18 protein-coding genes are annotated in these 24,354 nt (G+C 70.9%); 10 read left to right on the forward strand and 8 right to left on the reverse strand.

Annotated features, from left to right (window positions below):
- Positions 1-231: 231 nt before the first annotated feature.
- From AB0G28_RS06525 to AB0G28_RS06540, 4 genes are read right to left on the reverse strand one after another with little or no spacing between them, the layout of a single operon-like run.
- On the reverse strand, positions 232-1,407 hold the full coding sequence (locus tag AB0G28_RS06525) for a DUF6346 domain-containing protein (protein WP_361083636.1): 1,176 nt from the start codon (positions 1,405-1,407) through the stop codon (positions 232-234).
- A complete protein-coding gene (locus AB0G28_RS06530; RefSeq protein WP_361083639.1) occupies positions 1,404-2,465 on the reverse strand; it encodes a hypothetical protein in 1,062 nt (353 codons plus the stop codon). Before AB0G28_RS06530 ends, AB0G28_RS06525 begins: the two co-directional genes overlap by 4 nt.
- Positions 2,458-2,796 (reverse strand): hypothetical protein, encoded by a 339-nt coding sequence (locus tag AB0G28_RS06535; RefSeq protein WP_361083642.1) that lies wholly within the window; start codon positions 2,794-2,796, stop codon positions 2,458-2,460. Before AB0G28_RS06535 ends, AB0G28_RS06530 begins: the two co-directional genes overlap by 8 nt.
- Positions 2,797-2,823: 27 nt before the next feature.
- Positions 2,824-3,336, reverse strand: coding sequence for a YbaB/EbfC family nucleoid-associated protein (locus AB0G28_RS06540; protein WP_361083645.1), 513 nt, complete (start codon positions 3,334-3,336; stop codon positions 2,824-2,826).
- Between the two features lie 158 nt (positions 3,337-3,494).
- Between AB0G28_RS06540 and AB0G28_RS06545 the strand changes: the two genes are divergently transcribed.
- The gene (locus AB0G28_RS06545; RefSeq protein ID WP_361083648.1) at positions 3,495-3,872 is read left to right on the forward strand and encodes a hypothetical protein; all 378 of its coding nucleotides are present in this window, start codon (positions 3,495-3,497) and stop codon (positions 3,870-3,872) included.
- A gap of 20 nt (positions 3,873-3,892) precedes the next feature.
- Entirely contained in the window at positions 3,893-4,630 is a 738-nt protein-coding gene (locus AB0G28_RS06550) for a TetR/AcrR family transcriptional regulator (RefSeq protein ID WP_361083651.1), read from the forward strand.
- Here the strand turns inward: AB0G28_RS06550 and AB0G28_RS06555 are convergent.
- The 3 genes from AB0G28_RS06555 to AB0G28_RS06565 form a co-directional block, all read right to left on the reverse strand.
- Positions 4,627-5,364 (reverse strand): SDR family oxidoreductase, encoded by a 738-nt coding sequence (locus AB0G28_RS06555; RefSeq protein ID WP_361083654.1) that lies wholly within the window; start codon positions 5,362-5,364, stop codon positions 4,627-4,629. The genes AB0G28_RS06550 and AB0G28_RS06555 overlap by 4 nt on opposite strands.
- Before the next feature lie 90 nt (positions 5,365-5,454).
- The gene (gene leuS, locus AB0G28_RS06560; protein ID WP_361083657.1) at positions 5,455-8,295 is read right to left on the reverse strand and encodes a leucine--tRNA ligase; all 2,841 of its coding nucleotides are present in this window, start codon (positions 8,293-8,295) and stop codon (positions 5,455-5,457) included.
- Positions 8,296-8,451: 156 nt separating this feature from the next.
- Complete coding sequence (locus AB0G28_RS06565) at positions 8,452-9,612, reverse strand: esterase-like activity of phytase family protein (protein WP_361083660.1); 1,161 nt, start codon at positions 9,610-9,612, stop codon at positions 8,452-8,454.
- A 66-nt stretch (positions 9,613-9,678) separates the two neighbouring features.
- Between AB0G28_RS06565 and AB0G28_RS06570 the strand changes: the two genes are divergently transcribed.
- Positions 9,679-10,098 carry an SdpI family protein gene (locus AB0G28_RS06570; RefSeq protein WP_361083663.1) on the forward strand — a complete coding sequence of 140 codons (420 nt, stop codon included), beginning with the start codon at positions 9,679-9,681 and terminating at the stop codon, positions 10,096-10,098.
- Here AB0G28_RS06570 and AB0G28_RS06575 read toward each other — a convergent pair.
- Entirely contained in the window at positions 10,095-10,676 is a 582-nt protein-coding gene (locus AB0G28_RS06575) for a YqgE/AlgH family protein (RefSeq protein ID WP_361083666.1), read from the reverse strand. The genes AB0G28_RS06570 and AB0G28_RS06575 overlap by 4 nt on opposite strands.
- 241 nt (positions 10,677-10,917) lie before the next feature.
- Between AB0G28_RS06575 and AB0G28_RS06580 the strand changes: the two genes are divergently transcribed.
- From AB0G28_RS06580 to AB0G28_RS06610, 7 genes are all read left to right on the forward strand, one after another.
- Entirely contained in the window at positions 10,918-12,210 is a 1,293-nt protein-coding gene (locus tag AB0G28_RS06580) for an MFS transporter (protein WP_361083669.1), read from the forward strand.
- A 143-nt stretch (positions 12,211-12,353) separates the two neighbouring features.
- Complete coding sequence (locus AB0G28_RS06585; protein WP_361084147.1) at positions 12,354-12,884, forward strand: YbaB/EbfC family nucleoid-associated protein; 531 nt, start codon at positions 12,354-12,356, stop codon at positions 12,882-12,884.
- Positions 12,884-13,204, forward strand: coding sequence for a WXG100 family type VII secretion target (locus AB0G28_RS06590; protein WP_361083672.1), 321 nt, complete (start codon positions 12,884-12,886; stop codon positions 13,202-13,204). Before AB0G28_RS06585 ends, AB0G28_RS06590 begins: the two co-directional genes overlap by 1 nt.
- A gap of 9 nt (positions 13,205-13,213) precedes the next feature.
- Positions 13,214-20,251: a toxin glutamine deamidase domain-containing protein gene (locus AB0G28_RS06595; protein WP_361083675.1), complete on the forward strand. Its 7,038-nt coding sequence runs from the start codon at positions 13,214-13,216 to the stop codon at positions 20,249-20,251.
- A complete protein-coding gene (locus AB0G28_RS06600; RefSeq protein WP_361083678.1) occupies positions 20,252-20,686 on the forward strand; it encodes a hypothetical protein in 435 nt (144 codons plus the stop codon).
- Positions 20,683-22,098 (forward strand): TNT domain-containing protein, encoded by a 1,416-nt coding sequence (locus AB0G28_RS06605; protein ID WP_361083681.1) that lies wholly within the window; start codon positions 20,683-20,685, stop codon positions 22,096-22,098. Before AB0G28_RS06600 ends, AB0G28_RS06605 begins: the two co-directional genes overlap by 4 nt.
- Entirely contained in the window at positions 22,099-24,339 is a 2,241-nt protein-coding gene (locus AB0G28_RS06610; protein ID WP_361083684.1) for an ADP-ribosylglycohydrolase family protein, read from the forward strand.
- Positions 24,340-24,354: the final 15 nt, after the last annotated feature.

A 24,354-nucleotide genomic window follows, 5' to 3' on the forward strand; every position in this document is an offset into this window, starting at 1 on the left:
GGACCTGGTCAGCACGGGCCCGGAAGGGGAAAGTGAAGGTTTTTGTAACTTATCCGGGGCTGAGTGCGACAATCATGCGAGCAGCGGATGCCCGTCACTCGATCGGAGGATGTCCGTCCCCCGGCCGTCACTTCGTGGCCCGGTCCCGCTCTCCAGGTGCGTCATCACGGAAACGTGGTGATTTGCCCCAACCGGTGCGAGCCGGGCAGGGCATCGTGTCGCCGGCGCCGATCACGTAGCCCCCCGAGTGATCGGCGTCGGCGGCGCCCCGCTCGCCTCGACGGCGGCGGTGAACTCCCGATACCGATCCGGCCGGAACACGGCCATCGCCGACCGAACTTGCTGTGCGGCGGCGTCGGTGAACGCCTCCGGCAGGCGGTACGCGCCCTTCTCGCCCGGAAGCCGGTGGTCGCCCAGCTGGGCCCCGAGTTGCCACAGCCCCCGCAGCTCGCCGCGCCGGGCGGCGCCTTCCTCGGTGAGGAACAGGTCGATCACGCGCAGGACGAGACCGTCGTGCTCGATCGCGGTCAGCCGGATTTCGGCGACCTCCGCCCAGTCGAGCATGAACGTCGTCTCGCCACGGCGGTACCAGCCGATGCCCTCCGCCGAGATCGTCACCGCCGTCGCGTTGGAGTTCGACCGGTACGAGCGCGGTGTGAAGCAGAAGAGCCAGATCGGCGCGGCGAGGGCCATCAGGCCCAGGGTGGTGAGGATTTCCCGGGCATCGGCCGAGCCGGCGAGCGATCCGGCGATGGCGACGATCGCCCCGGGCACCATGATCGAGCCGGCCAGGCGCCAGTACCGCCGAGCCGACCAGTCGGTGGGGGCGATCTTCCGGCTCCCCCGCCCGGTACCCGGCCCGGCACCGGGGGCGAGCACGCAAACCGGCATCACGAGCCGGGTGGTCGGCTGCCACGGCGTCACGCGGTGACGCAGTTTCCGGCGCCGGCGCAGCGTCGACCAGACGGCGATGCCGAGGAAGAACGCGATGCCCGGCGCGACCGACCACCACACCACGGGTTCTTTGCCCGCGGCCCGCCGGAATCCATCCGAGCTTCTCCAGACCGGCACCGGCTTCCCGGCATCATCCGGCGTGAGTTCGTTCAACTGGAACCGCACCGACCGGATCACGCCTTCATCGGTCGTCAAGTCCGCCGTACAGGACCAGTAGAAACCGATCCCGCCGCGGCTGACCGGCCCGATCCGTTCGCAGGAAGTCTCGCGCGCGATCGCATACGCCCGGTCCGGCTGATCCGGCCCGTGCCGGTAAGTACCACGGGCAACCGCTGTCCAGACCCCGGCCAGCGACACGACGACGAGAGTGGCCGCCAGGACGATCCTTCCCCACTGGGGCCGGCGGACGACGGGAACTGACTCGAAGCCGCGCGACAGCGTTCCCGTGCTCACTCGAGGGATCCGGAGATGCGCTGGGCGCCGGGCTGCCCGGAGAACGGCTGCCCCTCGTTCGCGGTCACCGGGCCGGACCGGGGGACCTTGTCGACCGGGTAGTTCGTCGAGTGGTCTTCCGGGACGATCGAGGTCTGGTCGCGGTCGTGCAGTTTCTGCCCGGGCGACTGACCGGGGCCGGTCGCCATCTGCTCGAAGCTCTTCAAGAGCGCTTCCTGGCCCGCGGCCTTCCCGAAGCCCTTGAACATTTCCCCGGCCGCTTCCACCGCGGCCTCCGGCAGATGGCCGAGGCGGCTCGTCATTCGCTGGGCGATCGGCTCCAAGACACTGCAAATCGACCGCAGGAACTCCCTCGCTTTGGCGAAAGCCCTGGCCAGCTTGCCGCATTCCTCGACCATCTTGCCGCCTTGCTGCACGGCGAAAGGAATCCCCTCCGCGGCCAGTCCGGCCGGGTACGCCGGCGGCGGGTAGCGCAGCAGGATCTTGACGATCTTGGCGAGCGTGTCGGTGATGAGGTCGCGGATGAGCGTCCGGACCACGTCGAGGATCGTCTTGCAGATCCCGATGATCGACGCGACGTTGGTCGCCGCATCCGACAGGGCGGCATACGCGTCCAGCTGTCCCTGCACGTAGACCCGGTACTGGTCGGCGACCTTGCCCTGCCAGCCGAGGCAGTTCTTCCGGACTTCCTCGGTGAGCTTCTCGGCGGTCTCCTGGACGCGCTTGCCGATCGTCTCCCACTTCTTGCCCTCGAGATCGAGGGCGTCCTGGTCGCCAGTGACCCAGTCCAGCGGCTCCTTCAGGAAGTCGACGTGCTCGATCAGCCAGCCGAAACCCCAGCTCATCAGGGTTTCGAACGGGTCCTTGATGGCGTCCTTGATGCCGAACCCCGCGTTCGCGAGGGCGAAGAGCCCTTCGGTCCAGTCACCCTCGAGGATCTTTTCCGCTCCGCCGACGAGGTCCTGGAGCCCGCCCGCGCCCTCGAGGAAGCTGTCCACCTGGTACTTCTCGGCGTCGGTGTCTTCCTTCGCCTCGTCGAGCATGGATTCCTCAGCCACCACGCACCTCCGAAGCGCGCTTCACCAGCGCCGACGCCGACTCTTCGTCCACCCGGCGCGCCTTCGCCCAGGCCTGCACCGCCTGCACGTGGTATTCGGCGCCCTGCACGGCCGATTCCAGCGTCTCCCGGGCCTGCCCGGCCACGTTGCCGCACCACCGGTCGAGGAAGCAGAGCTGTCCGATCACGCCGAAGGCCTCGGAACCGATCGGCTGGTCGTTGCTCAGCGCGGCGGCTTCCTTCAGCACGTCGAACGTCGCTTCGATCTGCTTGGCGTGCTCGTCGATGGCTTCGGGGCTCTCCTCGAACCCCGGTCCGGCCTGTCCGGCCATGGTCTGGTCCCTCCCCGTTCCCGCGGCTCAGCGCAGGTAGCCGCCGTCGCCGAAGTAGTCGTCGTCCGTGCCGCCCTCGGCCGGTGGGCGGGGCGGGCGCGGCGGAGCAGCCGGTTTCGGCGGCTCCTCTTCGGCGATGAAGCGGGCCGCGTCGTCCACCCGGGCTTCGTAGCCTCCTTCGACGAAGCCTTCGGGCTCCGGCTCCGGGTATTCACGGTGCAGGTGGCCGACCAGCTCGGCCATCGTGTCGGTGCCGGCGATCGACGGCACCCCGGACTCGACGGCGGCGGCGAGCCTGCTCTGCGCTACCCGGACGGTGCGCAGGATCTGGTCGGCGAGGTCGGGTTTGTCACGGGCCGCTTGGCCGATCTCCAGCCCGACCAGGTTGCCGAGGTGGTTGACCTTGACGCCGATCTGTCCGTCCTTGCTGCGCTCGGCCACCGAGACGGTCGCCATCTCGGCCCGCATCCGGTCAGCCTTCCGCTGAGCTTCGGCCATCCTGGCTTCGAAGCCCGAGAAGAGCTGCTCAGGGTTCGTCACGCGAACCTCCCCTGTTCACGTCAGTAACCGTACGGCGACCGAGTGTGGCACACGGCACCGACAATTCCGGCCGGTATCGCCGAACTCGGGTTTTCCTCACACCGCCGGGTGGTCAACCGGGTGTTCCGGCTGTTCGGCCGCTCCTAGCGTTCGGTTCCATGAACATCTCCGACTGGAAGCGGACGATCTTCGCGGTCGTCGCGCTGCCCGCCTACCTGGCGGGTCCGGCGGCGCGGCGGCGGCTGACGCGGCGGTTGCTGGACGCCGAGCCGCGAGGCGGCCCCGCCTTCTTCGGCGCGCTCGCCGCCTTCCCGCTCGCGTTGCTGATCTGGTACCTCGTCGGCCGGATCGCGACCTTCGGATTCTTCTGGACCGAGGCCGGCGCCGCCGGGTCGTGGGGCGGCCCGTCGCTGATCGGGGCGTGGGCCGTGCACTTCTTCGGCGCGCTCGGCATGTCCGTGGTGGCCATGTGGCTGCTGCGGCCGTTGACCCGGTGGCAGGTGCGGGAGACCGCGTTAATGCAAGAACTGTCGTAGTAAGCACCTAGACTGTTCGGATGAGCCACCCCACGCGGAGGGGTCGCGCGCGTGCGGCTACCGAACAGGACATCCGGCGGACCGCCCGGAAACTGCTCGTCGAGCAGGGGCCCGAGGCGGTCACGCTGCGCGCCATCGCGCGGGAGCTGGGGATCACCGCGCCCGCGCTCTACCGATACTACGAATCTCGTGACGACCTCGTCGAGAACCTGCGGCTGGACGTCTGCGCCGACCTGGCCGATGAGCTCGCCGAGGAAATCGCCGAACTGCCCGACGACGGGGTGCTGCAGCTGTTCGCCATCTGCAAGGGCTTCCGGCGGTGGGCCCTCACCCACACGAAGGAATTCACGCTCGTTTTCGCGTCCCCGACCGGCGGAGTCGGCTCGACGGCGGGAAGCGCGCTGAGCCGGGTCGACGAGCCGTTCGGGCGGATCTTCCTCGCCGCGGCCGGGCGGGTGCTCGCGCGGCACGACATCGTCCTGCCCTCGGCCAGCGGCGTGCCCAGCGAGCTGCGTGACGACCTGAAGACGTTCCAGGAATCGCTGGTCGCGGTGCTCGTCGAGTCCGACCAGGACGTGCCGGTCGAGAAGATCGACCTCGGCGTGACGTACCTGATGATCCAGTTCTGGGCCCGGCTCTACGGGCACGTCACGCTCGAGGTCTTCGGCAACTACCCGATCCCGATGTCGAAGCCGGACGTCTTGTTCGAGTCCATGCTCATCGACCTCGCCCGGGAGATCGGGCTCTACTCCGGTTAGGCCGCGTGGCCGCCGTCGACCGACAGCGTCGCCGCCGTGATGTAGGCGCTGGCCGGCGCAGCCAGGTAGGAGACCGCCGAAGCGACCTCCGTGGGTGAGCCGTAGCGGTCGAACGCCGTCATCGCGGCCTGGTCGGCCGCATACGGGCCGTCGGCCGGGTTCATGTCCGTGTCCGTCGGGCCCGGGTGGACCAGGTTGACCGTGATGCCACGCGGCCCCAGCTCGCGCGCCAGCGCCTTGGTCAGGCCGACCATCGCCGCCTTGCTGGTGGCGTACAGGGCCATGCCCGGGCCGGGCACGCGGTCGGTGACGCAGCTGCCGATCGTGATCACGCGGCCGCCGTCGGCCAGGACGCCGGCCGCGGCCTGGGTCGCCGCGAACACGCCGCGGACGTTCACCGCCAGCACGCGGTCGACGTCCTCGATCGCGGTCTCGGTGAACGCGCCGACGAAGCCGACGCCCGCGTTGTTCACCAGGACGTCGAGCCGGCCGAACTCGGCGACCGTGGCCGAAACGGCCGCCGACACCGCGGCCGCGTCCGCCGAATCCGCCTGGATCGCCAGCGCGCGACGGCCGAGGTTCTTGATCTCGTCGACCACCTCGGCCGCCCGCGCGGCGTTGTTCTGGTACGTCAGCGCGACGTCCGCGCCGTCCTCGGCGAGCCGCAGTGCCGTGGCCGCGCCGATGCCCCGGCTGCCGCCCGTCACCAGCGCCACCTTGCCGTCGAGGGTCATCCCCGGTTCTCCTTTGATCGAGCCGTTTTCGTTGACTGCTCAATCAAATCGGGAGAACCGGGAAAGCACCGGCGGCTTTCGGCCCTCGCGCTACAGGACGATGTTGACCAGCCGCCCCGGCACCACGATCACCTTGCGCGGCGAGCCGTCGCCGACCATCGCCGCGACCTTCTCGTCCGCCAGCGCCGCCGCTTGCACCTCTTCCTGAGACGCCGAAGCCGGGACCGTCACCCGGGAGCGGACCTTGCCGTTGACCTGGATCGGGTACTCGACCGAGTCCTCCACCAGGTACTTCTCGTCCACCACCGGGAACGGGCCCTGCACCAGCGAGTCCGCGTGGCCCAGCCGGTGCCACAGCTCCTCCGCCATGTGCGGGGCCAGCGGCGCCAGCATCAGCACCAGCGGCTCGGCCAGCTCACGCGGCGTCGACGCGGCCCCGCCGTACACCTTGGTGACGTGGTTGTTCAGCTCGATCAGCTTCGCGCCGGCCGTGTTGAACCGCATCTCGGCGTAGTCCTCGCGGACGCCCGCGATGGTCTTGTGCAGCACCTTGCGGTCCGCTTCGGAAGCGTCCTCAGTGGACACTCGCAGCTCGCCGGTCGTCTCGTCGACGACCAGGCGCCACAGCCGCTGCAGGAACCGGTGCGCACCGACGACGTCCTTCGTCGCCCAGGGGCGCGACATGGCCAGCGGGCCCATCGCCATCTCGTAGAACCGGAACGTGTCGGCGCCGTAGTTCTCGGCCATCTCGTCCGGCGTGACGACGTTCTTCAGGCTCTTGCCCATCTTGCCGTACTCCTGGGTGACCTCTTCGCCGTTGAAGAAGTACTTCCCGTCGCGCTCCTCGACCTGCTCGGCCGGGACGTAGACGCCGCGCGAGTCGGTGTACGCGTACGCCTCGATGTAGCCCTGGTTGAACAGCTTCCGGTACGGCTCCTTGGACGTCACGTGGCCCAGGTCGAACAGCACCTTGTGCCAGAACCGCGAGTACAGCAGGTGCAGCACCGCGTGCTCGACGCCGCCGACGTACAGGTCGACGCCGCCGGTGTCGTCCGCGCCGTACTCGCCCGGCCGCGGGCCCATCCAGTACTGCTCGTTCTCCGGCGCGCAGAACGTGTCGGCGTTCGTCGGGTCCAGGTAGCGCAGCTGGTACCAGCACGAACCCGCCCAGTTCGGCATCGTGTTGATGTCGCGGCGGTACTTCTTCGGGCCGTCGCCCAGGTCCAGCTCGACCTCGACCCAGTCGGTCGCGCGCGCCAGCGGCGACGACGGCATCGAGTCGCGGTCCTCCGGGTCGAACGTCACCGGCGAGTAGTCGGCGACCTCGGGCAGCTCGATCGGCAGCATCGACTCGGGGACGGCGTGGACTTCGCCGGCCTCGTCGTAGACGACCGGGAACGGCTCGCCCCAGTAGCGCTGGCGCGAGAACAGCCAGTCACGCAGCTTGTACTGGACGGTCCCGGTGCCGGCGCCCTTTTCGGACAGCCAGTCGATGATCGTCTTCTTGGCCTCGGTGACGTCCATGCCGTCCAGGAAGCTCGAGTTGATCGCCGGCCCGTCACCGGTGTACGCCTTGCCGTCGAAGCCTTCGGACGGCTGCACGGTCCGGATGATCTCCAGGCCGAACTTCTCGGCGAACTCCCAGTCGCGGACGTCCTGGCCGGGGACGGCCATGATCGCGCCGGTGCCGTAGCCCATCAGCACGTAGTCGGCGACGAAGATCGGGATCTGCTTGTCGTTGACCGGGTTCGTCGCGTACGCGCCGGTGAAGACGCCGGTCTTCTCCTTGTTCTCCTGCCGGTCCAGCTCGGACTTGCGCGACGCGGCGACGCGGTACTCCTTGATCGCCTCGGCGGGCGTCGCCGCACCCCCGGTCCAGCGCTCGTCCACCTCCGAAGGCCACGACTCGGTGACCAGCTTGTCGACCAGCGGGTGCTCCGGCGCCAGGACCATGTAGGTGGCGCCGAACAGCGTGTCCGGCCGGGTCGTGAAGACCTCGATGGCCTCGTCACCGGACTTGAAGGTGACGCGGGCGCCGTGCGAGCGGCCGATCCAGTTCCGCTGCATGGACTTGACCTTCTCCGGCCAGTCCAGCAGGTCCAGGTCGTCGACCAGGCGATCGGCGTACGCGGTGATCCGCATCATCCACTGCCGCAGGTTGCGGCGGAAGACGGGGAAGTTGCCGCGCTCGCTGCGGCCGTCGGCGGTGACCTCTTCGTTCGACAGCACCGTGCCCAGGCCCGGGCACCAGTTGACCGGCGCTTCGGAGATGTACACCAGCCGGTGGTCGTCGATCACCTTCTTCCGCTCGGCGGCGCTCAGCGCCGCCCAGTCACGGCCGTCCGGCGTCGGCCGGGAGCCGTCCGCGAACGCGGCCTCCAGCTCGGCGATCGGACGCGCCTTGCCCGCCTCGGTGTCGTACCAGCTGTTGAAGATCTGCAGGAAGATCCACTGGGTCCAGCGGTAGTACTCGGGGTCGATCGTGGAGATGCGCCGGCGTTCGTCGTGGCCCAGGCCCAGGCGCCGGATCTGGCGCAGGTAGGTCCGGATGTTCTCCTCGGTCGTCTTGCGCGGGTGCTGCCCGGTCTGGACCGCGTACTGCTCGGCCGGCAGGCCGAACGCGTCGAAGCCCATCGTGTGCAGCACGTTGCGCCCGATCATCCGGTGGTAGCGGGCGAAGACGTCGGTGCTGATGAAGCCCAGCGGGTGCCCGACGTGCAGGCCGGAGCCCGACGGGTACGGGAACATGTCCTGGACGAACAGCTTGTCGCTGGGTACCGGCTGTCCCTCGACGGCGAGCGGCCCGACGGGGTTGGGCGCGTGGAAGGTGCCCTGGTCGGCCCAGTGGTCCTGCCAGCGCTGCTCGATCTGCCCCGCCAGCGCCGCCGTGTAGCGGTGCGCCGGGACGTCGGTCCCTGTCGCCTCAGTCATCGCCGTCATCCTTTGGTTTCGAGCCACTCCAGAAACAACTCGACCCCTCAGCCACCAGGGCATGAGGGGTCGCCGCGCCGGCCGGGCCGGGCCCGGTCAGCGCGGCAGGCTAAGGAGCAGCCGAGCCGTGTTCATGTGCACATCGTAACTTGCTGGTCAAAGCCGTTCGGAGGGGACCGCCAGTGCGACGAACTGGGTGACCTGGGTCGCGGAGAAGTTGTTGTCGCTGACCAAGATCAAGCTGCGCTCGCCGTTCGGCAGCTTCGGTCCCCACGTCATGCCTTCCAGGTTGTCCACAGTGGACAAGCCGAGGTCGGCCGCGTCGAAGAGGAACCGCTTCTTCACCGGCTTGACGTGCTTGGCGTCGGCCAGGGACGTGACGTTCAGGACGTTCGTCGCACCCTTCGTGTCGATCTCGTAGACGCGGACCTTGTTGCCGACGCCGGTGCTGAACGAGCGTTCCATCATGAGGAACTTCGTCGGGTCGGCCTGGTCGACGGCCAGCATCGAGGACACGCCGGTGGTGGCGAACGCCGTCGGCGGCACCGGGGCGGCGAACAGCGGCTCCTGGGGGTAGGCGTACTGCGCCAGGACCGGCCCGAACCGCGACTGGAGCGTGATCCGCGAGACCGCGCCGGTGGTCGTGGTCGCCTCCGGGCCGTCCTGCAGGAGGGGACCCTCGACCTCGCTGGCCAGCAGCGAGCCGAAGCCGGTGAAGGTGATGCCTTCGAGCACGAGGTTCTGCCGCGGACCCGCCGTCGGCGTCATCTTCTCGTTCGCGGGAATCGGCAGGTCACGGACGTACTGGCCGTCGCGGCGCGCCTCCCGGATCGACGGGTCGATCAACGTCGTCGCCGTCCGCTCGCCCTCCTGCGACCAGTAGTAGTCGCCGGTCCACGGGTCGACGCGCAGCTCTTCCGGGTCGATCGTCTGCTCGTTCTGCGGTTTCGACGGGTCGTTCTGCGTGAGCGGCGGGTACGGCGTCCCGTCGGGCCGCAGGAACGGCTTCGTGCCGGTGAACGTGACCGGGCCGACGCCGTCCGCGGACACCGGGAAGGTCGCGGTGTAGAAGCGGGCGGGGTTGATCGCCGACCGGTCGTCGCAGATCAGGGCGTAGCCACCGGTCCGCGGGTCGTAGTCGACGCTGGACAGTCCGCCGACCATCGTGCCCTGGAACTGCAGGGCGTTCGGGACGATCTGCTCGCCGAGCAGCCGGATCGGCCGCTGGTGACTCTCGGTGGCATCCGCCGGCGCCGCGGCGAGGATTCCTCCGATCAGGGCAGTGGCCAACACAGTGGGCAGTACGCGCGGTGACATGGCCTGTAGCACAGTCGATCAGGGTATCCGGCAGGTTGCCGGGACGTCACGCTTATCCTTGAGCTCGTGTTCGCTATCGCGCTGGTTCCGATCGTGCTGGGTGTGCTCGTCGGTTTTGGTGGGTTCCTCGGTTTCCGCGAGCGCTTGACGCGCGAGGGCGGGACCGGCGTGCGCACGGAAGCCGCGTTGCGCAGTGAAGAGGCGTTCAAGCTGGCCAACCGCGTCGCCGGCCTGCCGACCATGGCCGGGGGCGCGATCTCCGTCCTCGCCGGGCTGGCCGGGCTCGCGATGCCGACGACCGGCGGCCTGGTCTCCGCCGCGCTCGCCGGCGTGCTCGCCATGCTGGTGCTGGTCATGGGCGGTGGCGTGCTCGGCAACCGGGCCGCGCTGACCGTTCCGGCCCCGGCTCCGGCGGCACCGGCCGGGTGCAGCGGCTGCGCGTGCGGCGCCGGCGGCTGCGGGGTCTTCAAGAAGGACGAGGCCTAATTCCGCTGGAGGTCGCCCGGATGGGTGGCCAGCAGCGCCATCGGGATGCCCTGGCGGCGCAGCACCTGGCTCCACAGGTCGCCGTTCGGCGAGGCCAGGATGTCGCTCGGCAGCGCGGGCACGATGAGCCAGTCGTCCCGCTCGATCTCGCCCGCGAGCTGCCCGGAGTCCCACCCCGCGTAGCCGGCGAAGACGCGCACGCCGCGGACCTTCGGCACCAGCACCTCGGGGTCGGTGTCCAGGTCGACCAGCGCGACCGGGCCGCGGACCGCGATCACGCCCGGCACGCTCGCCGCCGTCTCCCCGGTGCGCAGCGCGGCCAGGCACAACGCCGTCTTCTTCTCGACCGGCCCCCCGACGAACACGGCCTGCGGCTCGGCGACGTGCCCGCCCCAGTTGGGCAGCACGTCGTGCACGGCGACGTCGCTCGGCCGGTTCAGGACCACGCCGAGCGTGCCTTCGTCGCGGTGGTCGATGACGAACACCACGGTCCGGCGGAAGTTGGGGTCGACCATCGTGGGGGCGGCGACCAGGAGCGTTCCCGGTTCAACCTCGGCGTCCGCTGGCACGCGACCCATGATCCCACCCCTGGCCCGGCGAATTACTTCGGCTCGGGAACAATCGCCCCAGCAGCCTCGTTTGAAACAGTGGTCGGCGCACTCCGTGTCCCCCGGGCTCACTGAAGAACCGCCTTTGTGGAATACCGTCCGGCTGGAGCCACACTGCGCATAGCCGCCGAGAGGCGACCTTAGTGCGTCGGCCACCTTCTCCTCAGGATTCCCTGACGTCAGTCGTACTCCCGGGCCTTACCCTGACTTCGTGACGATCAGCGCCCAGGCGGCGACAGAGCGAAGAGGGCCTCGGGAGCTGCTCAAGGACCCCGACTTCCGGCGTCTGCTCTTCACGCGCTTCGCCGCGAGCTGGGGTGACGGCGTCTTCCGCGCCGGGCTCGCCGGGGCCGTGCTGTTCAACCCCGAGCGCGGCGCCAACCCGCTCGCCATCGCCGGCGGGTTCGCCGCGCTGCTGCTGCCGTACTCCGTCGTCGGGCCGTTCGCCGGCGCCCTGCTGGACCGCTGGGACCGCCGGAAGGTCCTGATCTTCGCGAACCTGCTGCGCGGGCTGGCGATCGTCTGCGCGTCCGCCGCCGTCGGCTTCGGGCTCGGCGGCGTCGGCCTGTTTTCGCTGGCCCTGGCGGCGGAAGGGATCACCCGCTTCATCGGCTCCGGGCTTTCGGCGTCATTGCCGCACGTCGTGGAGGAAGAGAGCGTCGTGACGGCGAACGCCTTCTCCACGACGCTCGGCTCGGTGGTCGCCGTCCTCGGTGGCGGCTGCGCGATCGGCCTGCGGGCGCTCTTCGGTGCCGGCGACGTCGGATCCGCGGAAACCACGGCGTTCGCCGTCCTCGGCACCTTGGTCTCGGCCTTCCTCGCGCGCGGCTTCGCCCGCGGCGTGCTCGGCCCGTCGGTGGTCGACGAGCCGCCGAACGCCTTCCTGGCCGTCGCGCGCGGGCTGGCCGACGGCGCTCGCCACGCCTGGCGCGCGCCGAGTGTCACGGCCGGGTTCCTCGCGTTGTTCGCGCACCGGGCGTCGTTCGGGGTGTCGTTGCTGGTCACCGTGCTGCTGATGCGGAACTACTTCACCGACGACGGAGTCTTCCGCGCCGGCCTGCCCGGGCTCGGGCAGATGGCCGCGCTCGCCGGGGCGGGGCTGTTGCTGGCCGGGCTGCTGACCGCGCGGATCATCCGCGTCTTCGGCCGGGTGCGTGCCGTGCTGGGCGCGCTGCTGCTGGCGGCGATCGCGCAGTCCGCACTGGGCCTGCCGATAGTGCTGCCGCTGGCGCTGCTCGCGTCGTTCATCATCAGCGGTGCCGGGCAGGTGCTCAAGCTGTGCGTCGATTCGTCGATCCAGCTCGACGTCGCCGACGAAGCCCGCGGCCGCGTGTTCGCGCTCTACGACACGCTCTTCAACATCACGCAGGTGGCGGCGGTTTCGCTGGCCGCTCTTGTCGTCCCGGACGACGGCCGCGCGCCGGGCGTGCTCATCGCCGCGACGGTCTGCTACCTGGTCGGCGGAGCGGGGTACCTGGTGGCCCGCCGCCGCACGATTCGCTGACGCAAACACCCGAACCGGTCACGGCCACTGCTCCATTGGCATTAGGGTGACGAGCAAGTCATTAGTAGGTTCGAGGGACACCGGGGGCACCTGTGACCACCGCGGGCGACGACCGTGCACAGCTCGAAGCACGCAATGCCGCGATGAAGGACCGGATGGACACCCTCCTGGAGAACTTCGAGCGGCAGACCGCGCAGTTGCGCGACGCCCAGGCGGCGGCCGCCGAAACCACCGCTCAGGTGAGTTCGCCCGACGGGCTGGTCCGCGCCACCATCGACGCCGGCGGCAGCCTCGCGAAGCTCGAGTTCGCCCCGAACACGTTCGAACGCACCACTCCGGCACAGCTCGCGAACACCGTCCAGACGCTCGTGCGGCAGGGGTCGTTGCAGGTCAAGCAGAAGATCGCCGACCTGATGGCCCCGATCACCGAGGGCCTGCCCGACCTCGCCGACCTGGTCGAGGGCGCGCCGTCGCTGGCCGGGCTGGTGCCGCCGATCCCGGAGTTCCTGGACGAGGAGCCCCCGCCGGCGCCGCGTCCCGAGTCGTTCGAAGAGACCGGTTCGATCCTGCGCAACGAGCAGGTCCCGCCTCCGAAGCCCACGCCGAAGCGCGTCCGCCCGCCGCGTGACGATGACGAAGAGCTGCCGTCGTCCTGGATGACGAGGGGCGACTGATGCCGGGTGGGACCGGCTTCACCGCCGAACCGGACGCGGTACTGCGTGCGTCGAACGGCCTGGTCACCGCGGCGGACGGGCTGGAGAACGCGCTGAAGGCGTTGCAGGGCGCGCTCGACGCCCAGGGCGAGTGCTGGGGGAACGACGACTCCGGCAAGGAGTTCGCCAAGGACTACGTGCCCGGCGCGCAGGGTGCGACCGAAGGGTTCGCCAACCTCGTGCAAGGGCTGCGCGGCATGCAGCAGAACGTCGCGAAGTCGATGAAGGCGCTGTCGGGCGCCGACGAAGACGTGACGTCGCAGCTCAGCAAGGGGCAATGACGCGTGGGGATGGAGATGCCCGACGCGGTCAAGTGGCTGCTGCCGATCGTCGTCGGGGAGAGCTGGCCGGAGGGCGACGAGACCAAGCTGCGCGCGCTGCGCGACGCGTGGCACACGGCGTCTTCGGCGATCGGCCCGGCTTCCGACGCGGGCAACCAGGCCGCTCAGGGCATCGGCGACAACTGGACCGGAGACGGCGCGGACGCGTTCGCCGAGCAGTGGAAGAAGTTCGTCGAAGGCGACGAGGCGTACTTCAAGCAGCTGGCGGACGCGACGAAGGCCCTGGGCGACTCGTGCGACCAGACGGCGCTGGACGTCGAGTACACGAAGTACATGATCATCATTTCGCTGATCATCCTGGCGGCCCAGATCGCGGCGATGATCGCGGCGGCGGCGGTGACGTTCGGCGGCTCGACGGCGGGCATCGCGCCGGCCCAGATCGCCACCCGGATGACCGTGCAGATGCTGTTCCGGCAGCTGCTCGAGAAGCTCGCGCAGCAGGGGTTCAAGCAGGTCGCGAAGGAGCTGCTGGAGCGGCTGCTCAAGCAGGGCCTCAAGAAGATCGGCATGGAGGTCCTCAAGAACGAGGCCATCAACCTCGGCATGGACGCGGGCATCCAGGGCCTGCAGATGGCCAAGGGCGACCGCAAGAGCTGGGACTGGTCGAAAACATCGGACGCGGCGATCTCGGGCGCGGTCGGCGGGGTCGTGGGAGCGGCGTCCGGATCGATCGGGCGAGGCGCGACCGAAGGGCTGTCGCACAGCGCGGGCGGCCAGATCGCGGACGCGGCCATGCGCGCGGGGGCGCGCGGGGCGGTCGAGGGAGTCGCGCAGACGGTCGGGCAGGCGGCCGTCACCGGGGATTTGGGGTCGCTGACGCCGGAGCAGCTGCTGATGGGCGCTTCGAGCGGGGCGGTCGGGGGTGCCGTCGGGGGTGCCAAGGAGCAGCTGCACTCGATCCACGAGGCGAACATCCCGCGAACGGAGGCGGGCGGATCCGACGCGGGTGGGTCCGACGCCGGGGGTTCGTCGTCGGAGCCCGAGTCGCGTGGGGAAGGGGCTGGGCGGGAGCCTTCGTCGGAGGCTGAGTCGCGAGGTGAGGAGTCGCGGCGGGAGCCGTCTTCGGAGGCTGAGTCGCGAGGTGAGGAATCGCGGCGCGAGGCGCCCTCGGAGCCTGAGTCGCGCGGCGAGGAATCCTCGCGCGAGGCGCCGTCCGAAGCCGCATCGCGGGGCGAGACCTCCTCAGAGCCTGAATCGCGGGGGGAACAACCGCGGCATGAGGCGCCGTCCGAGACCGCGTCGCGAGGTGAAGAGCCCGAAGCGTCACCGGAACCCGAAGCGCGGCGGGAAGAGCCACGACCTGCGGCGGCGGCCGAGTCGGGGCGGGAGGCACCGTCTACGTCGGACACGCGGACGGAATCCGCGCCGGAGGTCCGGCAGGAGCAGCGCGCGGACAACACGCCGAGCCAGGGGCAGCCGGGCCCGGAACGGCAGTCCGTCGAGCCACGGCAGTCCGTCGAGCCACGGCAGGCACCCGAGCAAGCCGGCTCCGGATCGCCTCAGCAGGCAGAACGTCCGGCCGCGGCGACGAGTGGCGGATACGGCATGGCCCCGCCGCCGGGATTCGGCCCCGAGCCGGGACGGCAGAGCGGCGGACGTCCCCAGGACAACGTCGGAGCGGCCGGGTTCACGGCCGGTGCGAGCCAGCCGTTCGCGGCGGATGCCGGGCCGGCGGGGTTCCAGAACGGACCGTCGCCGCAGCAGGCGCCGCCGCCTCCGGGTGGGTTCGCGCCACCGCTGCCCGCGGGAATGCCGAACGGGGGTGGCCCAGGCCCGCGACCGGGCGGGCCGTCGCCACAGCAGCCGATGCCGCCGCGTGGCGGTGAGCAGCCGCGACGCGTCCCGCCGCAGGATCCACGCTGGATGCTGCAGGGTGGTCAGCCGCCGATGCCACCGGGTGGTCAGCCACCCCACGGCGCCCGTCGGCCGGGAACGCAACCCCCACACGGTGGGCCACCGCCGCTTCAGCCAGGTGAGCATCTCCCGCCGAGCCCGGGCGGACCACCGCCCCACGGCGCCCAAGTGCAGCCTGGCGGGCAACTACCGCACGGTGGACAGCCGCCGCACCCCGCACAACCACTCCACGGCGGCCAACCGCCGCTAGGTGGACAACCGCCGCACCCCACGCAACCACCTCACGGCGGCCAACCGCCGATCCAGCCCGGCGGACAGCCGCCACACCCCACGCAACCACTCCACGGCGGCCAACCGCCGCAGGGTGGCCACCCGTCGCATCAGCCGGGTGGACAACCGCCACACGGTGGGCAGCCGCCGCATGGGGCGCAGCCACCCGTTCAGCCTGGTGGGCAGCCTCCACGCGGTGCGCAGCCTCTGAGTGGGCAGCCTCGCCACCACCCGTCGGGTGGGCAGCCGCCGGTGGGGGGTCAGGCGCCGCAAGGTGGGGTGCACCCGCACGATCCGCGCCGGACGTCGCTTGGGGGGCCGCCCGGTGGGCCTGGGGCGCAGCGTCCCGGGGGGTACCCGAACCAGCCGCGGGGTCCGCAGGGGCCCGGCGGACGGCCACCCATGCCGCCCCCACCTGGTGGACGGCCGCCGATGCCGCCGCACGATCCGCGTGTGGGACCGCCGCAGGTGCCGCCGCCTCGGTTCGGTCCGCCGGCGGAGCACCTGCCGCGGAGCCCGTTCGATCCGCCGCGGCCGGTTGACCGTGCGCCGGAACAGGTGCGGCCTGCCGAGCGGCAGTCCACGCCTGCGCCGGAACACCCGGTGCGGCCGGACGAGCAGCCACTTCCCGGCGCCGAGCGCCCGGACCAGCCTGCGGCAGAACACGCCCCTGCCCAGGAACGCCCGGCCGAGCAACACCCGGCGCAACAGAACCAGCCGCCAGCCGAGCACGCCCCCGCGCAGGAGCAGCATGCCCAGCAAACGCAGGGCCCGCCCACCTCGGACCACGCCCCCGCGCAAGAACACCCTGCCGAGCAGCCCGCCGCAGAACACCACGAACACACCCGAGAACACCCCGGGGCACCCGACGGCGAGCCTGCCCGGCCCGACGAGCCCTACCTCGCCGACCACGCCTTCCACACCGATGATCCCGCCGGGGTCCGGCGGATCGAGGACACCTTCATGGACTCCGGGCGGCACAGCCCGGAGTCCGGCGAGTGGCGTCACGAGCAGGTCCGGCGCGAGGCGCTCGCCAAGCGTGACGAGTTCCACCCCGGCATGTCCGATGCCGGGGCGTTCGCCGTGCACGCCTACACGCGGTACGAGATGGTCGGGCCGCTCAACCGGGCGCTGCGGATGGGGGGTCCGGAGCTCGTCGATCTCGCTCCGCAGGCCGGGGCCCTCGCCTCCGGGCTGAACGAGCTGCCGCCGCACGTCGGGACCGTTTCGCGGCGGGTCGACTTCCACGGCGATCCCGCGCGGCTGCAGGCCTTCCTCGGGCGGTTCCACGAGGGCGCGCACATCACCGAACCGTCGTTCCTCAGCTCGTCGAAGGTCGACGCGGAGCACCCGCGCAGCAACTTCCCCGGCGAAGTCGAGATGCGGATCCAGTCCAGGACCGGCCGGGACGTCGAAGACCTGGCGAGCATCGGGCACGAACGCGAAGTCCTCTTCAAGGCCGGTACGCAGTTCCGGGTCACCGGTGTCGAGATGGGGCCCGGCCACCCCGAACACCCGAACCACAAGCGTGGCGAGCCGCAGTGGGTCGTGCACGCCGAAGAGGTCGCGCCCGGTGATCCGCGGCATCTCGGCGAGGCCGACGCGCGGGACGCGATCGAGCAGCGCCGTGCCGACGAGCGGGCCGAAGAGGACCGCTTCCAGCGCGAGGCCGACGCCGAGCTCGAGCAGTTCTACGCCGAGCACCCCCACCTCAAGCCGACCGGCGACCTGTCCAAGCTGCTCGGCTTCGACCCCGCGGACGCTCCGCCGCCGCCGGAACGGCGTGTGCCGGCCACCGGGGAGCCCGAAGGTGGCTGGTCACGGCTCGCCGAGCCGCTCACCCCTGGCGGTGTGCCCGTGCTGCACGCCGGGTCCGTCGAGACACCGCAGCAGCACGCGCGTCTCGTCCGCGACGCCGTTCCCGAGCTCGGTGCGGTCAACACGCGCAACCACTACGGCCCGGACGCCCTCGAGAACGGCTTCCGGACCAACGCCGCCGAGTCGATGGTCGCCTTCGAACGGCGGATGAACGGCGAGGACGTCGTCGCCGGGCCGGCGGGGGGCGAGCGGCTCGACGGGCCGTGGAGCCACCGGGGCGGCTTCGACGACGTCGCCCGTGACCTCGGCGAACGTCCCGTCGGCGCGCGGTCCGCCGTCGCCTTCGAACACGGTGGCGCGGAACGGCTGGTCGCCGCCGTGCACACCGAGCACGGGGTGCTGTTCGCCGATCCCGTCAGCGGACGGCTGGCCGAGCTGCCGCACGACGCCACCGGGATCCGCGAGCTCCCGCTCGGGGGACACCACGAAACAGCGCCGCACGAAACAACACCGGCGATCGCCGACCGCCTGAACCCCACGCCCGAGCGTGTCCCGCACGACGAGGGTTACCTCTTCGACGGCGAACACCGCGGCACCCCGGCCGACCACGAAAGCATCCGCCAAGCGGTCGGCGACGAGGGCGTCTACCAGCAGATCCACGACCGCGCGCTGGCCCGCCGGGACGCCGCCGGACTGCCTCTGACCGACGAAGGCGCCGTCGCGGTCCACGGCTACACGCGAGGCGAGTACGCCTACGACGTCAACGAGGCCCTGCGCCGCGGCCCCGGCCACCCCGGCTTCGACCTGGCGCAGGCGAACGCGCGTGCCATCACCGACGGCCTCAACCAGGTCCCGCGCACGTCCGGCGAGAGCATCCGCGCCTTCGACGTCGGGGGCGACCCGCGGCTGGCCGAGCTCGTCGCCGGGCCGTACGAGCCGGGCTCGGTCGTCGTCGAGCCGGCGTTCTCCAGCGCGTCGATCAAGACCGACGAGTTCTCCACCAGCAAGTTCGGCGACGACGTCGAGCTGCACGTCCGGTCCGACAACCTCCGCGACATCTCGAAGCTCGCCGAGAACCCGTCCGAGCGCGAGACGCTCTCGCCGCCCGGGACGCAGTTGCTGGTGCACGAGCGGCGGCTGGAGATCACGCCCGAGGGCCGCCGCAAGTGGGTGATCGAAGCCGAGGAGATCGGGCCCGGCCACCCGCGTTACCTCGACCCCGAGGCCGCGCAGCAGAAGATGGCCGAGCGGCGCGCCGAGAACGACCACAACGCGGCCGAGTTCGAACGGCGCCGGCAGGCCGCGCTGATGGAACGCCTCGGCGGCTTCGGCGAACCCGAGCCGGCGCAGCACCACCAGCCGGAGCACCCGTCGATCAGCGACGCCCTCGACGGTTCGGAACCGTCCGTGGTCCCCGAGCCGCAGCCGGACTACTCGCCGCTGGCGCGGGCGACGAACCCGCCGTCCGAGCCGGCCATCCACGCCGACACGGCGACACCGGCGGAGCGCGCGGCCTACATCCAGGACCGGCACCCGCACCTGCGCGACGTCAACCCGGGCTTCCACCAGCCCGGCGCGCTGGAGAACGGGTACATGTCGAACTGCACCCGCGGGCCCGAGGCGTACATGGACCGGCTGCGCGGCGGCGACATGACGGCCGAGCCGATCCTCTTCCACGAGATGGGCACCCGCGGCACGCTCGAGCACATCGAGGGCCGCTTCGGCGAGACGTTCTCCGCGCGCGGCAGCTACGACGACGTCATCCGCGAGATCCGGGACAAGCCGCTCGACCACCACGCCGTGGTCGCGGTGAAGTACGAAGGCCCGAACGGCGTCGTCTACGGGCACGTCGCGATGGTCGTGCACACCCGCGACGGCGTCGCGTTCATCGACCCGCAGTCCGGCGACCTCATGCACCTGCCGCAGCCGCCGAAGAGCATCAAGCTGATGCACATCGGCACGCCGGACGAGGTCCACATCCAGACCGAGCACACCGGCGGCGAGCACGGCGGTTACGGCGGTGCCCCGCAGTCCCGGCTCGACGAGCTCCTCGCGCAGCCGCGGGTCGCCGAAGCGCTCGCCGGCGCCACCACCGACCTCGTCGTCAAGGACCACGAGGGGAATCCGCAGAACCTCGGGCCGGTCGGTGAGTTCGTCCGGACGCGGCTGGCGGAGCACCCGGAGCTGGTCGACCTGCTCCACGACCCGGCCAACGAGTTCCTGACGCGGTCGCTGCTGCGCAAGCCGGAGACGATCGCGAGCCTGCTGGTGCACGACGAGGCCATCCCGATCCTGGCCGACGCCGTGCACGAGGTGCACCACCCGGCCCCGGACGCCGAGCCGGTGGGTCCCGACGCCGAGCCGACGCCACTCACGCCCGAACAGCACGAGGTCGCGGGCCGGGTCACCGAAGAGGCCCGCCAGCACCGGCAGGCGGATCGGGTGCAGGCGCCCTTCGACCCCGCCATGCGGGGCGACGAGGCCTACACGCGCGAGTACCTCGGGCACCGCTACGCAGAGGCGGCACACGCGCAGGAGGTGCTCCAGCGGACCTTGCCGCCGCTGGCGGAGGAGACCAACGGGACCCCGGGTTTCCGCCCCGGTCCCAAGTCGCTCGGCCGGGCCATGGACAAGATCGCCGACTACGGCGGTGACGCGTCCAGGCTGATCGACCTGGCCGGCGCGATGATCCAGTTCGAGCGGGTGCAGGACGCCTACGCGGCCCTCGAACGCGTCGCCGCGCACCCGGAGCTGGAGATCGTCAAGTTCGAGGACCGGTTCGCGAACCCCGCGGAGGCCGGTTATCGCGACTTGCAGATGAGCGTGCGCATCGACGGCCACGTCGCCGAGCTGCGCCTCCACGTCAAGGCACTCGACGAGGTGGCAGCGTACGAGCACGCGCTCTACGAAGTGCGCCGTGATCTCAAGGCGCTCCGGAAAGCCGAAGGCCGAGCGAACTACACCACCGAGGAACAGGCCCTGATCGACGGGCTGATCAAGCGCGAACGGGACCTGTTCTGGGACGCGCTGCAGGGGAGTCTCTAGATGGTCCAGACGCCGTCCTACTTCGAGTACTACGACCACACCTACGTGGTCGAGAGCACGCCCGACGGCGGGCTGACCGGTCGCATCCTGAACTGGGAGACCGGGGCGTTCGAAGAGAAGCCGGACCACGTTCCGGACGTGCTCCTGGGCCACGAAGCCGAGATCGTGAAGCTCGACCGGGAGCGGTTCGTCATCCGGACCGAGGAGGAGCGGCACAACTACCTCCGCGGTGACGGGCCGATCTTCGCGCTCTACCAGACCATCGACGCGATCTGGGCGGCGACCGAAGAGGAGCACCGCAAGATCACCAAGGAAGAGCGTGCGCTGATCGACTCGATCTACCGGCGGACCTTCGAGATGTGGGAGGACGAGTTCGCCCGCCGCGACGCCGGCGAAGCCCCGACCTTCACGTTCACCTCAGTACTGGCGCAATGATTCACGTGGAACATCGACTTTCGCCCGAAGAGCAGCGCGCCGTCCTGGTGCGGCTGGGAAAGCTCGTGCGGCAGCACCGGGCCGACGCCGACGTGCCGGCCGTCGTCGACTTCCGGCAGCTCGGGAAGCACACCGAGATCGCGGGCCACAACACGGCGACGCCGGACGAGCTGGCCGACGTCTTCACCGAGCTGCGGGCCGGGATGTACACCGAAGGCCGCGGGACGTGGCTGCAGGCGCGGTTCACGCTCAACCCCGACGGCACCTTCGACTTCGACTTCGCGCTCGACGACGATCCACTGTGGACGGATCCACCCGAGCCGGCGGCCTACCCGGAGGAGCTCGCGGAGTTCCCGCGCGCCGACGAGCACATCCCCGACTGGTGGCGGCTGCGCGCGCAGCTACCGCTGGGCCTGGTGTTCCGGCACGCCGACGTCGGCGGCCCCGACGTCGAGCGGCCGCCGCTGACCGACACCGAGGTGCCGCTCGTGCTGCAGTACCTCGAGCGCGAAGCCGTCGTCCACGAAGACGGCGACGAGCGCTTCCACACCGACGGCACCTGGATCTGGCACGCGGCGGTGCCGCACCTGCTGGCGGAGTACGGCGTGCCGCCCGAGCCGGACCTCGTCGCGCACATCCGCCGTCACCACTACCAGCCGCCGTACGTCGAGCCGCTGGTCCGGCGGACCGCCGAGGCGGACCTGCTGGGGCAGCCGCGGCCGAAGCCCAGCCGCCGGGACATGAAGCAGACCGTCGGCGACGTCGTCGCCGAGCTGGAGACCACGCCCGACCCGAAGCTCGGCGACGACGAACTGCTGATCGTGCTGGTGCAGCGGCTCGGCGAGCACGGGGTGTGGCCCGAGGCGTACCGGGTCGGGGAGCGGGCGGACGGCACGTGGTGCCTGAACTACACGTCCGACGGCTGGGAGGTCGCCGCGTACGCCGGCGGGGAACCCCGCGAGCCGAAGTACTTCGACCGGCTCGAGGACGCCGCGCAGCAGCTGCTCGGCGCACTCTTGCTGCACCCCGCCCGGATGACCGCCGGCCACGAAACCCCGCTGGAAACCGCGAAGGAACTCGACGACTGGCCGGTGCACCCGGCGCCGGGTGAGCCTCCCCTCACCCTGCTCCGCAACAAGCGCATCACCAGGCTGGTGGCGGGTACGGTCGTCCTGCGCTTCGGCGAGGAACCCGGCAACCTCGTCCACCACGGGGAGGTACGGTTCGCCACGACGTCGCTGCCGCTCGAACGCGAGCGGGTGCGGCGGAGCTACCGGCTCAGACGCCCGCTGCACGTGATCACCGGCATCACGGTTCCGTGGGCGAACCTGCCGGGTGGCGCGGTGGCCTTCGTGCTGCCGAAGACGATCGCCGAGCACGAGTCCGACGGAAGCCTGGAGAGGATCGAGTAGGTGGAAGCGGCGGAAGCGATTGCCAAGGTCGGCCAGTGGCTGCGCGCGGTGCACGGCCCGGACGTCTCCGGTCCCGCGGGCTTGCGGGTGGACACCGAGAGAGTCCTGCGCATCCCCGAGGGCTGGTCGGTGCCCTACAACACCATCGCGTTCCTCGACGAGGGCCGGCCGGAGAAGGAGATCTTCCCGCCGCCGTCGGTGGTGGTCCGCGAGCCGGACGGCGAGCTGCGGCAGGCGCACCCGCACCCGGGCGGGCTGTCGGTGCCGGTGGCGTTCCCCGGCCAGGAGAACTGGCGCGAGGTCGTCGACCCCGAGTACGTGAAGGCCGGGCTCGGTGAGCTGGGCGTGCCGCTGCAGGCCGTCGCGGGCTGGGTGAAGGTCGACGCCGAGGGCAACCAGACCGGCGAGGAGCGGGAGAACCCCGAGTACAAGGCGGGGCCGATCCGCCGCGGCTACCCCAAGCCCGAGAACACCATCGAGACGCTGCTGTCGTTCGCCAGCGTCGGCTGGCTGACCCGCGAACTGCTGCTCATCGGGCTGATCCGCTGCGAGGTGTTCGTCCCGTTGGACCTGGAGACCGGCAAGACCGACCGGTTCTACTTCGCCGAGGAGCGCAACGAGCTCAAGGTCTTCAGCTCGACCCGGAACCTGCCTTCGCGCGAGCACGGCTGGTGGAAGGTCGACGTCGCGACGCTGGCGGAGTTCGAGCACCCGCCGAACCTGGTGATCAACGGCGGCCCGACGACCATCGAGGACGTCTCCAGCGGCGAGCTCGCCGAGATCGTCCAGCGGTTCCCGCGGCACGAGCCGCGGATCGACGTGCACGGCCGCTGCCCGGAGGCCGAGGAGGACCTGCTCCGCGTCGCCGCCGAAACGGCGTCCCGGATGGGCCTGCCCGAGCCGGTCAAGCCGCCGCTCGTCGCGGCCGAGAAGGCCCGGCGGCGGGGCTTCGAGCTGACCGCCGAGGAGTGCGCGAAGACCATCCTGGGCGAGTCCTGGCTGAAGCGGCTGAGCATGCCGGAGCCGCCGCGCAGCAAGCCCAACGACCTGCGCGCGAACGGCTTGGCGCCGACCTACGACAACACCGGCCGCACGGTGCCGCGGCTGGACACGTTCGGCAAGTACTTCGAACGCGACCTCGACGGCTTCCGCTACGGCTGGCAGCGCGTCACGGGCGCGTACGTCGGCTTCGCGCTCGGGGAGGCCCTCGGTGCGGCCGTCGACCGGATGCCCCTGCACGACATCCACGCGAAGTACGGCATCGAAGGCGTCACGGACCTCCTCCCGGCGTACGACCAGCCGGGCCGGATCGGCTCGCTGACGCAGCGGCTGCTGTTCTACACCGAGGCCGTGATCCGCAGCCCGCACCGCGAGCGGCCGGAGTCCCGCGAAGCCGAGCAGCTCTTCCCGGACGTCGTCCGCGGCGCCCTGCAGCGCTGGCTGCGCACCCAGGGCGCGCCGATGGACGCGCTGGACGGCTGGCTCGTGCAGGTCCCGGACCTGCACGCCCGGCGGGACATCGACGACGCCGAGCTCAACGGCTACCACCAGCTCGCGACCGGCGCCGGGGGTGTGCCGATGACCGGGCCGGCCGCGCTGATCCCCGCGTTGCCCGCCGCGCTGACCATGGCCGGGCCCGGCAGCGGGTTCAGCGGCGGCGCGCGGCAGGCCGTGCGCGAGCTGGCCGGCGTCACTCACCCCACCGAGCCCGACCTGGCCGCCGCGACCTACCTGACCTGGCTGTTCGAGCACGCGCTGACCAAGGACCCGTTCAGCTTCCCGATCTGGAACCTCAGCCGCGAGGTGCTCAACCCGGACAACCAGTTCCAGCAGGGTCCCGAGTGGGTGGAGATCGGGGAGATGGTCGCCGAGGCCGTCCCCTTCTTCGGCGAGCACGGGCTGCCGGACCTGCGGATGGCCGAGCTGATCGGCGACGGCAAGACGACGCTGTCGGTGCTCGGACGCGCGTTCGCCGCGTTGTCGGGCTTCGAGAACTACCCGGAGCAGGCGCTGCTTCGCGCCGTCAACCACTCCGGCCGCAGCGCGCTGACCGGCGCGATCGCCGGTGCCCTGCTCGGCGCGCGCACCGGGATCCCGGGGCTGCCGCAGAAGTGGGTCGACCAGCTGGAGCTGCGGTACCTGGTCGAGAACGTCGCTTCGGACGCGTATTGGCACTTCGACCGGCACTCGGCGTTGAGCGCGCTCGGCGACCAGTGGATCGAGCGCTACCCGCGGCACTAGCCCGAGGATGGGGAG

This window comes from Amycolatopsis sp. NPDC021455, assembly GCF_040640995.1.
Taxonomy (GTDB): domain Bacteria; phylum Actinomycetota; class Actinomycetes; order Mycobacteriales; family Pseudonocardiaceae; genus Amycolatopsis.